Source organism: Mesorhizobium sp. M2A.F.Ca.ET.043.02.1.1 (assembly GCF_003952405.1).
Lineage (GTDB): Bacteria > Pseudomonadota > Alphaproteobacteria > Rhizobiales > Rhizobiaceae > Mesorhizobium.
The window spans coordinates 6,498,361-6,511,975 of the sequence record NZ_CP034445.1; the positions used below are offsets into that span (position 1 = coordinate 6,498,361).

16 protein-coding genes are annotated in these 13,615 nt (G+C 63.6%); 12 read left to right on the forward strand and 4 right to left on the reverse strand.

Annotated elements, in window-relative coordinates; translation table 11 throughout:
• Nucleotides 1-22 precede the first annotated feature (22 nt).
• Together EJ068_RS31435 and EJ068_RS31440 are read right to left on the reverse strand one after the other, a co-directional pair.
• Nucleotides 23-1,012, reverse strand: a complete 990-nt coding sequence (locus tag EJ068_RS31435) for an alpha/beta fold hydrolase (protein WP_127252788.1) — start codon at nt 1,010-1,012, stop codon at nt 23-25.
• A 69-nt stretch (nt 1,013-1,081) separates the two neighbouring features.
• Nucleotides 1,082-1,930, reverse strand: a complete 849-nt coding sequence (locus EJ068_RS31440; protein ID WP_127252789.1) for an SDR family oxidoreductase — start codon at nt 1,928-1,930, stop codon at nt 1,082-1,084.
• A 191-nt stretch (nt 1,931-2,121) separates the two neighbouring features.
• Here EJ068_RS31440 and EJ068_RS31445 point away from each other — a divergent pair, with 191 nt between their 5' ends.
• The 6 genes from EJ068_RS31445 (at nt 2,122) to EJ068_RS31470 (ending at nt 6,748) form a co-directional block, all read left to right on the forward strand.
• Nucleotides 2,122-3,156: a cysteine synthase A gene (locus EJ068_RS31445; RefSeq protein ID WP_129554975.1), complete on the forward strand. Its 1,035-nt coding sequence runs from the start codon at nt 2,122-2,124 to the stop codon at nt 3,154-3,156.
• On the forward strand, nt 3,156-3,899 hold the full coding sequence (locus EJ068_RS31450) for an alanyl-tRNA editing protein (protein ID WP_127252791.1): 744 nt from the start codon (nt 3,156-3,158) through the stop codon (nt 3,897-3,899). The genes EJ068_RS31445 and EJ068_RS31450 overlap by 1 nt, the downstream gene beginning before the upstream one ends.
• Nucleotides 3,900-3,919: 20 nt before the next feature.
• Nucleotides 3,920-4,771, forward strand: coding sequence for a 3-mercaptopyruvate sulfurtransferase (gene sseA / locus EJ068_RS31455; RefSeq protein WP_127252792.1), 852 nt, complete (start codon nt 3,920-3,922; stop codon nt 4,769-4,771).
• Nucleotides 4,771-5,334 carry a GNAT family N-acetyltransferase gene (locus EJ068_RS31460; RefSeq protein WP_127252793.1) on the forward strand — a complete coding sequence of 188 codons (564 nt, stop codon included), beginning with the start codon at nt 4,771-4,773 and terminating at the stop codon, nt 5,332-5,334. The genes sseA and EJ068_RS31460 overlap by 1 nt, the downstream gene beginning before the upstream one ends.
• A 145-nt stretch (nt 5,335-5,479) precedes the next feature.
• Nucleotides 5,480-6,037 (forward strand): OmpA family protein, encoded by a 558-nt coding sequence (locus EJ068_RS31465; protein ID WP_127252794.1) that lies wholly within the window; start codon nt 5,480-5,482, stop codon nt 6,035-6,037.
• 243 nt (nt 6,038-6,280) lie between these two features.
• Nucleotides 6,281-6,748: a DUF1203 domain-containing protein gene (locus EJ068_RS31470; protein ID WP_127252795.1), complete on the forward strand. Its 468-nt coding sequence runs from the start codon at nt 6,281-6,283 to the stop codon at nt 6,746-6,748.
• Nucleotides 6,749-7,193: 445 nt separating this feature from the next.
• On the opposite strand, the gene ald is transcribed toward EJ068_RS31470, so the two are convergent.
• The gene (gene ald, locus EJ068_RS31475) at nt 7,194-8,309 is read right to left on the reverse strand and encodes an alanine dehydrogenase (protein WP_126082776.1); all 1,116 of its coding nucleotides are present in this window, start codon (nt 8,307-8,309) and stop codon (nt 7,194-7,196) included.
• A 213-nt stretch (nt 8,310-8,522) separates the two neighbouring features.
• Here ald and EJ068_RS31480 point away from each other — a divergent pair, with 213 nt between their 5' ends.
• A complete protein-coding gene (locus EJ068_RS31480; RefSeq protein ID WP_040994689.1) occupies nt 8,523-8,996 on the forward strand; it encodes an Lrp/AsnC family transcriptional regulator in 474 nt (157 codons plus the stop codon).
• Here EJ068_RS31480 and EJ068_RS31485 read toward each other — a convergent pair.
• On the reverse strand, nt 8,993-9,649 hold the full coding sequence (locus tag EJ068_RS31485; RefSeq protein WP_127252796.1) for a 5-formyltetrahydrofolate cyclo-ligase: 657 nt from the start codon (nt 9,647-9,649) through the stop codon (nt 8,993-8,995). The two genes, EJ068_RS31480 and EJ068_RS31485, sit on opposite strands and share 4 nt — an antisense overlap.
• A gap of 171 nt (nt 9,650-9,820) precedes the next feature.
• Between EJ068_RS31485 and EJ068_RS31490 the strand changes: the two genes are divergently transcribed.
• The 5 genes from EJ068_RS31490 to kdsA all read left to right on the forward strand — a co-directional run bounded on the left by EJ068_RS31490 (nt 9,821) and on the right by kdsA (nt 13,526).
• Entirely contained in the window at nt 9,821-11,086 is a 1,266-nt protein-coding gene (locus EJ068_RS31490; protein ID WP_127252797.1) for an NAD(P)/FAD-dependent oxidoreductase, read from the forward strand.
• 131 nt (nt 11,087-11,217) lie between these two features.
• Complete coding sequence (locus EJ068_RS33780) at nt 11,218-11,346, forward strand: hypothetical protein (protein WP_278161972.1); 129 nt, start codon at nt 11,218-11,220, stop codon at nt 11,344-11,346.
• 101 nt (nt 11,347-11,447) lie between these two features.
• Nucleotides 11,448-11,738 carry a Dabb family protein gene (locus EJ068_RS31495; protein ID WP_126061001.1) on the forward strand — a complete coding sequence of 97 codons (291 nt, stop codon included), beginning with the start codon at nt 11,448-11,450 and terminating at the stop codon, nt 11,736-11,738.
• 70 nt (nt 11,739-11,808) lie between these two features.
• On the forward strand, nt 11,809-12,684 hold the full coding sequence (locus EJ068_RS31500) for a VOC family protein (protein ID WP_127386212.1): 876 nt from the start codon (nt 11,809-11,811) through the stop codon (nt 12,682-12,684).
• On the forward strand, nt 12,681-13,526 hold the full coding sequence (gene kdsA, locus EJ068_RS31505; protein WP_127253542.1) for a 3-deoxy-8-phosphooctulonate synthase: 846 nt from the start codon (nt 12,681-12,683) through the stop codon (nt 13,524-13,526). Before EJ068_RS31500 ends, kdsA begins: the two co-directional genes overlap by 4 nt.
• Nucleotides 13,527-13,615: the final 89 nt, after the last annotated feature.

Here is a 13,615-nt window from a genome sequence, read left to right on the forward strand (position 1 = left end):
AAATGCTCCGGCCGTTTTTCGTTCACTGGCCAGATTGCTGCTGCATCAACGCCTTCACCCAGACCACGATACGCTCCGTTAGAAAGCGTGTGGTCTGCGGCGACAGCACATCGCCGGCGATGACGTGATTGTCCGGATCGCCGGTATCGTCGACCGGCACCAGCTCGTGCGGACCGCCCCAGCGCGCGGCGATCTCGCGTGTGCGATCCGGCCGCACCACCTTGTCGGAATCCGAGAAGATGAACAGGGCAGGGATCTTTGCCTTCTCGACCGGCGCGGTATAGGCAAGCTCGGTGAGCCCGGCCATCGGCAGCACCGCTCTCATCGGGTACCTGGTGGTCCAGAATTTTTCGTGCAGCGCGTTGCGTGCCGGGAAGCTGCGCTCCTTGCCGCCGACAAGTTCGGCGATCTGCCTGCCCCAGGGCATGGTCAGCAACTCCGCGCCGGAGGCCTTGACGCCGAAATTCGGCGATATGAACGCGATGGCCGCGACACCGTCGGATGCGCCGGGCTGCGTTGCGGCCCACGCCGCCAGCGAGCCGCCGGTCGAGGTGCCGATGACGATCACCTTGTCGCCGATTTCGCGCCCAATGGCCAAAGCCTCCTCATAGTCTTTGATCCACGCATTGACGCTGCCTTGCGCCATAGCCACGCCGTCCTGGCCGTGACCGGTCAGCCGCGTGTAGAAAAGGTTGGCCTCCAGTTCATCCGCAATGTCATCCGGCAAGGGGCGGACCTCGCCTTTAGAGGCGGAAAAGCCGTGGATGTAGACGATGGCCAAAGGCGTCTTGGCGTGGACCATCGGGTTCGCCCAGATGATCTCCTTGTCGAGCCCGTCGCGGATGTTGGGCACGGCAGCCTCTTCACGTGCCAGATAGGCCTGCGGATCGTCGCCGATCACCGATGGATTGAAGCGGATTGTGGTGTCTACCGGCACGCGCGGGCCGAGAAAGAAGCCGGCGACCAGGATGACTGCAAGGCCAAGCACCGCCAGCACGATCCGCCGCCCCATTCCAGTCTCCAAGCAATGATTCTCAACCTATGGCCGTCCCCGCCGGCAGGCAATCGCCGTTTCGCCGGCTTATGTCGCCTTGTCGCGGGACGGGTCTTTTTTGCCCGCCGGCCTGCGATCGAAATGCAGCGGCCGACCCCACCAGTGGGTGGTGAGCCCGATGACGAAGCGGCCGATCGGCCGCGGCAGCAGGCCGAGCAGCTTCACCGGCCAGCTTATGTGATACGGGAAGGTGACTTCGAAGCCGCCCTTCCTGATGCCGCGCGCCATGCGGCGCGAGGCGCGATGCACAGGCATGAGGCCCGGCATCGGCAGCTTGTTCTTTTCGGTCAAAGGCGTGTCGATGAACCCCGGATTGATGACCTGGATGCGGATGTTCATCTTGTCGAAGTCGTATTTCAGCGACTCCGCCAGGATGTTGATCGCGGCCTTGGTGCCGCCATAGGCCGCCGTTGTCGGCCAGCCGGAATAGGCGGTGACCGATCCGACAAGAACGACATGGCCGCGTCCGCGCACGCGCATATGCTCGACGACAGGCACCACGCCGTTGACGATGCCGAAATAGTTCACGGCGAAGGAACGATGGAAATCGCGCACCACCAGATTCTCTCCGGGGGTGGCGATGTAGTTGCCGGCGTTGAAGACGGCAAGCACGATCGGTCCCATCTGCTCCTCGATCGCGGAGGCCGTGCGGGCCATGCCCTGCTCGTCGGTGACGTCGCAGGGAAAGGACCTCACATGCCCGGACATTTGCGCCGTTTCGACGATCAGCGTGTCGGCTGGATCTTCCGGTAGCGACGTCACCGCCACGGCATAGCCTTGATTGGCGAGATCCTTGGCCAGCGCGCGACCAAGCCCGCTGCTGCCGCCCGTGATCCAGGCGACACCGTCTTTCGGATTGGCCCGGTAGAGTGTCATAGGGTGTCCTGCGGATGTTCCGGTTTGCTCTAGCGGCGGAGAATTCGGTTGAAAAGAGCGGTTTTGCACTTGGCACCGAAATGGTCGCGAGCGTTGCACCATCCGCAATGCGACTGGACCAGGCAAAATCTTGCCTTGAAACCGCGGCGTCCGGTTTTTAGGGTCTCGCCGCACACATGAAGGAATCCCACATGCCCCGTTCAGTGATCGAAGCGATCGGCAACACGCCCCTGATCCGGCTCAACAAGGCTTCGGAAGCGACCGGCTGCGAGATCCTCGGCAAGGCCGAGTTCATGAATCCGGGGCAATCGGTGAAGGATCGGACCGGCCTGTTCATCATCCGCGACGCCGAACAGCGCGGGCTGCTCAAGCCCGGCGGGCTCATCGTCGAAGGCACTGCCGGCAACACCGGCATCGGCTTGACGCTGGTCGCCAAGGCGCTCGGCTACCGCACCGTGATCGTCATCCCCGACACGCAGAGCCAGGAAAAGAAGGACACGATCAAGATCTTGGGCGCGGAGCTCATCGAAGTACCGGCCGTGCCCTACAAGAACATCAACAACTACATAAAACTGTCCGGCCGGCTTGCCGAGCAACTGGCGCGCTCGGAGCCGAACGGCGCGATCTGGGCCAACCAGTTCGACAATGTCGCCAACCGCGACGGTCATGTCCGCACGACGGCCGAGGAGATCTGGGCCCAGACCGGCGGCAAGGTCGATGGCTTCGTTTCGGCCGTAGGCTCCGGCGGCACGCTCGCTGGTGTCGCGCTGGGGCTCAAGGACAAGAGCAAGGACGTCAAGATCGCGCTCGCCGATCCGCTGGGCGCGGCGCTCTACAGTTTCTACACCAGCGGCGAGTTGAAATCCGACGGCAGCTCGATCACCGAAGGCATCGGGCAGGGCCGCATCACCGCCAATCTGGAAGGCTTCAGGCCGGACTTCTCCTTCCAGATCCCGGACGAGGAAGCGTTGCCGATCATCTTCGACCTGATCCAGGAAGAGGGCCTCTGTGTCGGCGGCTCGACCGGCATCAACATCGCCGGCGCCATCCGGCTGGCGCGCGAGCTCGGACCGGGCCACACCATCGTGACGATCCTTGCCGACTACGGCACGCGCTACCAGTCCAAGCTCTTCAATCCGGAGTTCCTGCGCGGCAAGAACCTTCCGGTGCCGGGCTGGATGGAAGAAAAGGCCGACATTTCCGTGCCGTTCGAAAAGGTAGCATGATGGCGCACATGACAGCGGCGCTGTTTCGCGACGACGCCTATCAGACGACGGCCGAGGCCGAGGTTGTCGCCGTCAACGATCGGGGTGGCATCCTTCTCGACAGCACCATCTTCTACGCCACGTCGGGTGGACAGCCGGGCGATGCCGGCATGCTCGAACGAGCGGACGGCGGCCGCATCGCGATCGCCGCCACCATCACCGGCGAGACCAAGGATGAGATCATCCACGTGCCGGCGCCGGAGCAGCTGCTCCCCGCTGCCGGCGAAAGGCTGAAGCTCTCGATCGACTGGGAGCGGCGGCACCTTCTGATGCGCATGCATACCGCCTGCCACCTGCTGACGGTCGTTTGCCCGTTTCCGATCACCGGGGCCGCGGTCGCCGAGGACGACAGCCGTGTCGACTTCGATATCCCCGACACCGGCTTCACCAAGGAAGATGTTACGGCCCGGCTGATGGAACTGGTGCGCGCCGACCATCCGATCTTCACCCGGTTGATCACCGACGAAGAGCTCGCCGCCAATCCCGGCCTGGTCAAATCGAAGAACGTCCGCCCACCGGTCGGCACAGGAAAAATCCGCCTGGTCTGCATCGGCGACAACGGCTCGGTCGACAGCCAGCCCTGCGGCGGAACGCATGTGAAGTCGACCGGCGAGGTCGGCGAGATTCATATCGGCAAGATCGAGAAGAAAGGCCGCGAGAACCGGCGGTTCCGCATCCGCTTCGGCCCGATGCCGGCGAATTGAGGCGGGCCAGGGAGAACAAAATGGCGCAGGACAGTCCCTTCATCGTCGACGCCGACTGGCTGGAGAAGCAGCTTGGCGAGCCCGGCCTCACCATCATCGACGCCTCCTGGTATCTGCCGGCGCAAAAGCGAGACGCCCGCGCCGAATACGATGCCGCGCATATCCCAGGGGCGCGCTTCCTCGACCAGGATGCGGTTTCCGACCCGGATTCCAACCTGCCGCACACTTTGGCTTCGCCGCAGCACTTTGCCCAATATGTCGGCGCCATGGGCGTTACGGCTGATGACACCATCGTCATCTATGACGGGCCTGGCCTGTTCTCGGCGCCGCGCGCCTGGTGGATGTTCCGCGTCATGGGCGTTTTCCAGGTCTATATTCTGAACGGTGGCTTCGACCGCTGGAAGGCCGAGGGGCGGCCCGTGACGTCCGAGCCGACCAAGATCGCGCCGAGCGTCTTCCATGCCGATTTCGATGCCGGCCGGGTTGTCAGCCTCGACGAGATGCGCAGGATCGTCGAGGGCCGCCAGAGCCAGATCGCCGACGCACGCTCGCCCGGCCGTTTTGCCGGAATCGATCCGGAGCCGCGCCCGGGCGTCCGTTCGGGCCATATGCCGGGCGCGCATAATGTCCCGATCACTGCGCTTGCCGAGAATGGCGAGCTGCTGCCCAAGGATCGACTGCGTAAGGTGATCGAGGATGCCGGCATCGACCTGTCGAAGCCGGTCGTCACGTCCTGTGGCTCGGGCATCACGGCGGCGGCGATCACGCTCGCGTTGGAGACGCTCGGCCATACCGACAACCGGCTTTACGACGGTTCGTGGACGGAATGGGGCGGTCTCAGCGACACGCCGGTGGCGACGGGGAAAGAGTGATGGAAAACGGCGCGCCGCAAGCTATCGATGTCACGGTCACGTTCCTGGAGATGCACGCCGCACCCGCGGTTTCGCCGCCAATCCCCTACAACCGGCAGATCGCGCTGCTGAAGACCAAGGACATCCCGCTCCATTTCTACCGCTATTTGATAGATCGCGTCGGGCGCAAATGGCACTGGGTCAATGTGCTGAGGATGAGCGACGAGGAGCTTGCCGCCGGCCTGCACCGCGAGGACCGCGACGTCAGGGTGCTCTATCTCGATGGCGCTCCAGCCGGCTTCTTCGACCTAAAGCCGCATCTTCCGGACGAAGTGGAGCTCGCCTATTTCGGCATGATGGAACATGCGCATGGCCAGGGCATCGGCCGCTGGTTCCTCGGCGCGGCGATCTCGGCGGCCTGGGCATATGGGCCAAAGTTCGTGTCCGTGCAGACCTGCACGCTCGACCATCCGGCGGCACTGCCGCTGTACCAGAAACTCGGCTTCACGCCTGTGGCGCAGAAGAAGGAAGTCGTGCACCCGCTGACCTTCGCCGAGCGTTCGGCCAGCGTCATGCGAGGCTAGACCCGTTTCACGCCGCAGCCGAGCCCAACCGGCGGACGCTTTTCCCAGAATTGCCGTGGGCCTGAACATTCCGTTCATCGCCGCTCCAGACTGTCTTTGCCATTGTCCGGCCGCATTACGAGCCCGAGCTTGTGGGAGAAAAGACATGTTGACCCGACGTATGTTTGCCGTCGCCGCGATCGCGGCAATTGCCATGCCGAGCCTGGCATTCGCACAGGCGACCACGCCTTCGGCCGCGACCATCGAGCGGCAGCTCGAGGCCGCGCCCAGGAAGAAGCTGCGCCCCAATGAACGTGTCACCATTCGCGAGTTCAAGCGCCGGCCGGACCTGCGGCGCATGGCGCGTTCGATCGACATCCAGTCGATCAATTTCGAGTTCGGCTCGGCCGCCATCGCCCCCTCGCAATATGGCAAGGTCGAGATCATCGCCGACGCGCTCGATCGCATCCTGCGACGCGACCGTGGCGCCCGCATCCTGATCGAGGGCCACACCGACGCTGTCGGCTCCTTCGAGTCGAACCAGGTCCTGTCCGAGCGCCGTGCCGCCTCCCTGAAGCGGACCCTGGTAGGCGAGTTCGGCGTGCCCGCATTCGCGCTGGAAACCGTTGGCTATGGCGAGAAATTCCTGCTCGTTCCGACCCAGCAGGAGAACTGGCGCAACCGCCGCGTGACGCTGCGCCGCTTCGACGACTTCGTGCGGTAACGCTCAGTCCGACAATGCCATGTCTAGAGCCCGGTTGCGCAAAGCAGCCGGGCTCTTCCTTATGCGTGCCGCTAGAGCAATTCCAGGAAAAGTGTGAGCGGTTTTCCGTCCGGAATTGCGTAAAAACAAAGAGTTAGAGCGGTTCGCCGTTTCCGTGAAACGGTGAACCGCTCTAGGCAGGAATCGGGTGGGAGGCACTGCCGCCAAAGCATAATTTCCGGACGTCGCCACCGGAGATTCGCCATGAGCATAAAGTTCAAAGCCTTGCCGACCGAAGCCGTGCGCGCCTTGCAGCGGGGAGGGCCCGACGCCTATGGCCTCACCCCGGAACACCGGATCTCCAACGGCGACGGCGTGCCCTGCAGGCATTGCATGAAAAACGTCGCAGCCGGCGACGGCTATCTGATCGTTGCCTACCGGCCATTCCCGGAACTGCAGCCCTATGCCGAAACCGGCCCAATCTTTCTGCATGCCGAGGAATGCGAACGCGCCGCCGACGGGGATGCGCCGCCGGAAATGCTGGCAAGCAGCGACTATATCGTCAGGGGCTATGGCAAGGACGATCGCATCGTCTATGGCAGCGGCGCGGTCACGCCGACGGGCGATATCGCAGCCCGCGCCACAACACTGCTTGAGCGCGACGACATCGCCTACATCCACGTCCGCTCGGCGCGGAACAATTGCTATCAATGCCGCATCGAGCGGGCCTGATCCCAAACCGACAAGCCCCAAAAAAGAAGCCCGCCGATGGTCAGGCGGGCCGTTGGAGGGTCTGACAGAAGCTGTCGGCAAGCGCTGTCAGGTCGGGATTGTCCGAACCCGGCAAGCAGCACAGACCGCCAGTAGCATCGCGTTTCTAGGCATCTTTCCCGCCGCGCGAATGTGAAGCACTTCACACAGGGACGCATAACGGCCGAAAGACAGGATCGAAGTCCGTCAAGACTGTCGTATTCTCGTCGTACTCCTTTGCTAAGAAGCAATGGTTGATGATCAGTCGACCGCGGATGGACCGGCGGCAGGTCGCAACATCGAGGAAGCGGGGCTTTTGCTCCGCTTTTTTGTTGTCCGGACTTCTTCACGGAAACCTACTTCCGCGCAAGAAAAAAGCCCGCCGGAGTTAACCGGCGGGCGTGACAGGAGGAATTCTTGCCGGATATCAGGCGGCGAGCACCGCTTTCGGCTCGACCATTTCGTAGCCGAGCGCTTCGGCGACGGCGCGGTTGGTGATCTTGCCCTTGTGGACGTTGAGGCCGTTGCGCAGGTGGTGGTCGTCGACCAGCGCCTTGAGCCCCTTATCGGCGAGCTGCAGGCCATAGTGCAGCGTCGCGTTGTTGAGCGCGTGCGCCGAGGTGACCGGCACGGCGCCCGGCATGTTGGCGACGCAATAGTGGATCACACCGTCGACCTCATAGGTCGGATCGGCATGCGTCGTGGCATGCGAGGTCTCGAAGCAGCCGCCCTGGTCGATCGCGACGTCGACCAGCACCGAGCCCTTCTTCATGCCGGAAAGCATCTCGCGGGTGACGAGCTTGGGCGCCGCGGCGCCCGGGATCAGCACGGCGCCGATAACGACGTCGGCCGAGAAGCATTCCTCTTCCAACGCCTCGACGGTCGAGTAACGCGTGTGGACGCGGCCGCCAAAAATGTCGTCGAGCTGGCGCAGACGCGGGATCGAGCGGTCGATGATGGTGACGTCGGCGCCGAGGCCGGCCGCCATCTTGGCCGCATGCAGGCCGACGACGCCGCCGCCGAGCACGGTGACCTTGCCGGGCAGCACGCCCGGCACGCCGCCAAGCAGCACGCCGCGGCCGCCATTGGCCTTCTGCAGCGCCGTCGCGCCGGCCTGGATCGACAGGCGGCCGGCGACTTCCGACATCGGCGCGAGCAGCGGCAGGCCGCCGCGATCATCGGTCACGGTCTCATAGGCAATCGCGGTGACGCCCGAAGCGAGAAGACCCTTGGTCTGCTCCGGATCCGGGGCAAGGTGCAGATAGGTATAGAGGATCTGGCCGTCGCGCAGCTGCACCCATTCATTTGGCTGCGGTTCCTTGACCTTGACGATCATGTCCGACTTGGCGAACACGTCGGCCGCCGTCTTGGCGATGGTGGCGCCGGCGGCGCGATAGGCGTTGTCGTCGGCGCCGATGCCGGCGCCGGCGCCGGTCTCGACCAGCACGTCATGGCCGTGCGCGACATATTCGCGGACCGAGCCGGGCGTCAGGCCGACGCGATATTCATGGTTCTTGATTTCCTTGGGGCAGCCGACACGCATCTTTCTTCTCCTGTCCACGCCCTTTCAGGGGCGCTCTCCCTGTCGTTGGTGCATGCCATCAGCTCCGGAACGCCGCGCGATTTGGAGGCGACACGCAATAATCGCAGTCAACCACGAATCGTTCCGTATGTGTTTGCGAATGCACTTGCGGCAAGGATCGCTCTTCGATAATCGTTGCGCAAAATAGCCGGAAATTCGCAGGAACCACGAAAAATGCCGCTCGACAGGATTGATATCGCCATTCTGGAGACTTTGCAGAAGGATGGCCGGATACCCAATGCGGCGCTTGCCGAGAAGGTCGGCCTTTCGCAATCGGCCTGCTCGCGCAGGCTCGACAACCTGGAGAAGTCCGGAACCATCCGCGGCTATCACGCGCGGCTTTCCAACAGCGCGCTCGGCCACCAGATGACGGCGATCGTGCACATATCGCTGTCGGGGCAATTCGAAAAGACGCTGTCGGATTTCGAGGCGGCGATCAAGCGCTGCCCTAACGTGCTCTCCTGCCATCTGATGTCGGGCGAATACGACTACATCCTGCGCATCGCGGCGAAGGATCTCGTCGACTATGAGCGCATCCACAAGGAGTGGCTGTCGGCGATGCCACATGTGACCAAGATCAACTCGTCCTTCGCGCTGCGCGAGATCGTCGATCGCACGGCAGTCGGGCTGCGGCCGGAGATGGCCTAGGCGCTGACCTCCGTCACCACGTCGCTCATCGAAATATCGTGTGGCTGCGGGTAGATGGTGGGGATGCGCTGCAATTCATAGCCGACGCCGATCACCAGCGGCCTGAACGGCATGGCGGCCAGCGTGCGGTCGTAAAAGCCGCCGCCATAGCCCAGCCGATACTTGCCTGGATCGATGCCGACGATCGGCGAAATCACGATGTCGGGCAGGACGGGATCGCCTTCGGCCGGGATCGGAATGTTCCAGACACCCTTTTCCAGCCGGTCGCCCGGTCTGTAGGCGCGAAACACCAGCGGCTGACCCTTCTCGATGACGACAGGCAGCGCGGTGCGGCCGCCGCGCTCATTGATCGAAGTCATCCAGCCGCGCAGATCCGGCTCGCCGCGAAACGGCCAATAGAGGCTGACCATCCGGCCTTCTATGTCGCCGATCAGCGCGTCGAGGCCGACCGCGATACATGCCGACATGGCGGCGCGCGCATCGGCTGAGACGGCAAGGCGGGCATTGATGAGCCGCTCGCGCTCGGCCTTGCGCCAACGCCTGATATCCGTCCAATCGGACAGCGGCTCCCGGTATTCCGGATCGAGTTCATGCATGAAGCAGGGCGGTGATGCGTATTGGGCCGGCCCTTCGTCGTCGCGATTGTCAGCCATGATAGGCTCCTGTCATGGGGTCTCACGCTATACCTGCGGCAGCACGCGCTACATATGCATTCACGACGCCGCGCGACGACTCTGGGGCATGTTTCCAGCCGGCAAGATGTTGTTGCAGCGCACAAAATACCTACATTCTATGTGGTAGTTTTACACCGCGAGGTGGATGAAATGAGCGAAGCCAGGCATCATGTCGTGGTCGTCGGCGCCGGATTCGGCGGGCTCGAACTCACCCGTGCGCTGGCTGGCGTGCCGGTGCGCATCACCATGATCGACAAGCGCAACCACCACCTGTTTCAGCCGCTGCTCTACCAGGTAGCGACGACGTCGCTGGCGACCTCGGAGGTGGCCTGGCCGATCCGTCATCTCTTACGCAGGCGCAAGGACGTGACGACGCTTCTCGGCACTGTCACCGGCGTCGACCGCGCCGGCAAGCGCGTGCTGCTCCAAGACGGCAGCTCCGTTCCCTACGACACGCTGGTGCTTGCCACCGGCGCGCGCCATGCCTATTTCGGCCATGATGAATGGGAACCGTTCGCGCCGGGGCTGAAGACGCTCGAGGATGCCACAACGATCCGGCGCCGCATCCTGCTCGCCTTCGAGCAGGCCGAACGCGAAACCGATCCCACCAGGCGCCAGGCGTTGCTGATGTTTGTCATCGTCGGGGGCGGCCCGACGGGCGTCGAGCTCGCCGGCACCATTGTCGAACTTGCGCACGACACGCTGCGCGGCGAGTTCCGCAACATCGACACACGCCAGGCGCGCGTCGTGCTGATCGAGGCCGGCGACCGCATCCTGGCCAATTTCGCGCCGCAGCTTTCCGACTACGCCCGCAAGGCGCTGGAGCGGCTGGGCGTCACCGTCGAGCTCGGCCGCCCCGTCACCCGACTCGACGCCGAGGGCGTCGTCTTTGGCGACAAGCAGCTACCGGCAAGGACGATCATCTGGGCCGCTGGCGTTGCCGCCTCGCCTGCGGCCGAATGGCTGGGCGCTTCCGCCGACCGGGCGGGCAGGGTGCTGGTCGAACCCGATTTGACCGTGCCGGGCAGCCCGGACATTTTCGTCATCGGCGACACCGCGCATGTGCTGCGGCCGGATGGAAAGCCTGTGCCGGGTGTGGCGCCCTCGGCCAAACAGGAGGGCAAGCATGTCGCCGCGACGATCAAGGCGCGGCTTGCCGGCGACACCGCCGCGCGGCCTTTCCAATACCGTCATGCCGGCGATCTGGCGACGATCGGCAAACGCGCCGCCGCGATCGATTTCGGCTGGATCAAGCTCACCGGCTGGCTCGCTTGGTGGCTGTGGGGCATCGCCCACATCTATTTCCTGATCGACTTTCGCAACCGCCTGGCGGTCTCGCTTAGTTGGCTATGGATTTATCTTACAGGTCAGCGCAGCGCGCGGCTGATCACGCAGGGCGACGACGACAAGAGCTGATGCCCTTGGCGCCGCAGTCGAAGGCTTGGTGACCGGCCCGGAGAAGCGGCCCGGCGCAAAAAGCCGTGAACTCGAAGGACCGTGGCCGCTCCCACTCTGGTTCAAGCCGTCCACATGCGTTAGTTTTAGCCATGCGTTATGTAATCGTCATCGCAGCCATTGCCTTCTTCCTGATCTGGGATGGCCTCTACAATCATGGTCACTATCTCGACGTGACCGTGCGGGAAATGTCGCGCATCGTGCGCCAAGTCACCGGATAAGCCTTGCCGGTTGCATATCGCAGGCGCGACATCGTTGCCGGTTGACGCCCAGGCGTCGCTCCCACAAAAACACCGCTGAATCGACGATCACGGAGGTTGGCTTGATCCGGCACATCGTTTTCTTCAGCGTGCGGCGCAAGGAAGATGTCGAGGCCGTGCGCTCGGGCCTGCTGGCGCTGGGCAAGATTCCGCATTCCAAGCATTTCGAAGTGACGCTCAACACCAAGGTCGATCTGTTCTCCAACGCGATCGACGTGGTCGTCTATGCCGAGTTCGAGGACGAGGCGGCGCTTGCCGCCTACAAGGCGCATCCGATTTACGCCGACACGACCAGCAAGGTGAAGCCGATGCGCGAACTGCGCTATTCGGCCGATGTCGTCGCCGCAGCCTGAACCGGCGAAGCGCGCACTCTCGATCCGACGCCCTTGAACCGCGGATCGGAATGGGGCAAACCGCGCCGGCATGACCAAAAAATCCGCTCATCCGCTCGACCATCTCGTTCTGCCGGCACAGAACCTCGATGCCGTCCGCTCACGCCTGACGTCGCTCGGCTTTTTCTTCGCGCCCACGGGCATCCACCCCTTCGGCACGGAGAATTGCTGCGTCTTTTTCACCGACGGCACCTATCTGGAGCCGCTGGCGATCGGAAATGAACAGACGGCGGACCTCGCCATAAGCGAAGGCAATGTCTTCGTCGCGCGCGACCGTCTCTATCGTCAAACCCTTGGCGAGGAAGGTTTTTCCGCTGTTGTCTTCGGAACGGCCAATGCCGATGCCGATCATAGACGCTATGTCGAGGCCGGTCTTTCGGCCGGCGGGATGCTGAGCTTCTCGCGCGCCTTTACCGACGCGAACGGCAAAAGCGACATGGCTTCCTTCAAGCTGGCATTCGTATCCGACAAGGAGGCCGACGAGGCCTTCCTCTTCGCCTGCCAGCGCATCAACACGCCAAAGATCGATCGCACGGCGCTGCAGGCGCACGCCAATGGCGTGACGGGTATTCTCGAAATCATCGCCGTCAGTGACAGGCCCGCAGCCCAGATCGGATTGATCGCGACCGCCGCCGAAGCGGATGCGAGCGATGGCGACGCGGTGCGGCTGCCGAATGCGGTCCTCAGCGTTCTTTCGTGCGAAGACTATGGCTCGCGCTTTGGGCTGAAAGTCGCGCCATCGCCGAACCTGCGCTTCACGGCCATCGTTTTCTCGGTTCGCGACACGGCCGCCGCCAAGCAGCTGCTTGCGTACAACGCAGTCCGACACAACATGAGCGGCAATGATATCGTCGTTCCGCCGGCGCCCGGGCAGGGCGCCGCCTTCATCTTCCGGGAGATCCCATGAGCAAGCCCCTGGCGCCCAATTCATCGGTAACCGTCGGCAAGGTCGTCTTCGCCAACAATGCGCCGCTGTCGCTGATCGCCGGCCCGTGCCAGCTTGAATCGCGCCAGCACGCCTTCGACATGGCCGGCGCGTTGAAGGAACTGACGGACCGTCTAGGTATCGGCCTCGTCTACAAGACCAGCTACGACAAGGCCAATCGCACCTCGCTTTCGGCGACGCGCGGTGCCGGCCTCGATGCGGCGATGCCGATCTTCGACGATCTGCGCAGGGAGTTCGGGCTCCCGGTGCTGACCGACGTCCACACCGAGGAACAATGCGCCATCGTTGCGCCCCACGTCGATGTCCTGCAGATCCCGGCCTTCCTGTCGCGCCAGACCGATATGCTGGTCGCCGCGGCCAAAACCGGCAAAGTCATCAATGTGAAGAAGGGCCAGTTCCTCGCGCCCTGGGACATGAAGAACGTCGTCGCCAAGATCACCGGCTCCGGCAATGCGAACGTGCTCACCACCGAGCGCGGCGTCTCCTTTGGCTATAACACGCTGGTCTCTGACATGCGCGCGTTGCCGGTCATGGCCGAGATCGGCGCCCCGGTGATCTTCGACGCGACCCATTCCGTGCAGCAGCCGGGCGGGCAGGGCGGCTCTTCCGGCGGTGAACGGCGCTTCGTCGCGACGCTCGCGCGCGCGGCCGTTGCCGTCGGTGTGGCCGGTGTCTTCATCGAGACCCACCAGGACCCCGACAATTCCACGTCTTCAGATGGCCCTAACATGGTGCCTCTCAAGGACATGCCGGCGCTGCTGGAAAAGCTGATGGCCTTCGACCGCATCGCCAAGGGGCACTGATTGCGGCGACGGACCTCGCGAGGGCTTGTGGGAGCTGGCACTGCCTGGTCGACAGCAAGCAAAAGTCGGGAACCTTCACCCGCTCCTCT

Excerpts from the sequence above, each read along its gene's own strand:
- EJ068_RS31500 (WP_127386212.1), top strand. The coding sequence starts at position 11,809 with ATGACCAAAAAATCCGCTCATCCGCTCGACCATCTCGTTCTGCCGGCA.
- EJ068_RS31440 (WP_127252789.1), bottom strand. The coding sequence starts at position 1,930 with ATGACACTCTACCGGGCCAATCCGAAAGACGGTGTCGCCTGGATCACG.
- sseA (WP_127252792.1), top strand. The coding sequence starts at position 3,920 with ATGGCGCAGGACAGTCCCTTCATCGTCGACGCCGACTGGCTGGAGAAG.
- EJ068_RS31435 (WP_127252788.1), bottom strand. The coding sequence starts at position 1,012 with ATGGGGCGGCGGATCGTGCTGGCGGTGCTTGGCCTTGCAGTCATCCTG.
- EJ068_RS31490 (WP_127252797.1), top strand. The coding sequence starts at position 9,821 with ATGAGCGAAGCCAGGCATCATGTCGTGGTCGTCGGCGCCGGATTCGGC.
- ald (WP_126082776.1), bottom strand. The coding sequence starts at position 8,309 with ATGCGTGTCGGCTGCCCCAAGGAAATCAAGAACCATGAATATCGCGTC.
- EJ068_RS33780 (WP_278161972.1), top strand. The coding sequence starts at position 11,218 with ATGCGTTATGTAATCGTCATCGCAGCCATTGCCTTCTTCCTGATCTGG.
- kdsA (WP_127253542.1), top strand. The coding sequence starts at position 12,681 with ATGAGCAAGCCCCTGGCGCCCAATTCATCGGTAACCGTCGGCAAGGTC.
- EJ068_RS31470 (WP_127252795.1), top strand. The coding sequence starts at position 6,281 with ATGAGCATAAAGTTCAAAGCCTTGCCGACCGAAGCCGTGCGCGCCTTG.
- EJ068_RS31445 (WP_129554975.1), top strand. The coding sequence starts at position 2,122 with ATGCCCCGTTCAGTGATCGAAGCGATCGGCAACACGCCCCTGATCCGG.
- EJ068_RS31450 (WP_127252791.1), top strand. The coding sequence starts at position 3,156 with ATGGCGCACATGACAGCGGCGCTGTTTCGCGACGACGCCTATCAGACG.
- EJ068_RS31465 (WP_127252794.1), top strand. The coding sequence starts at position 5,480 with ATGTTGACCCGACGTATGTTTGCCGTCGCCGCGATCGCGGCAATTGCC.
- EJ068_RS31460 (WP_127252793.1), top strand. The coding sequence starts at position 4,771 with ATGGAAAACGGCGCGCCGCAAGCTATCGATGTCACGGTCACGTTCCTG.
- EJ068_RS31485 (WP_127252796.1), bottom strand. The coding sequence starts at position 9,649 with ATGGCTGACAATCGCGACGACGAAGGGCCGGCCCAATACGCATCACCG.
- EJ068_RS31480 (WP_040994689.1), top strand. The coding sequence starts at position 8,523 with ATGCCGCTCGACAGGATTGATATCGCCATTCTGGAGACTTTGCAGAAG.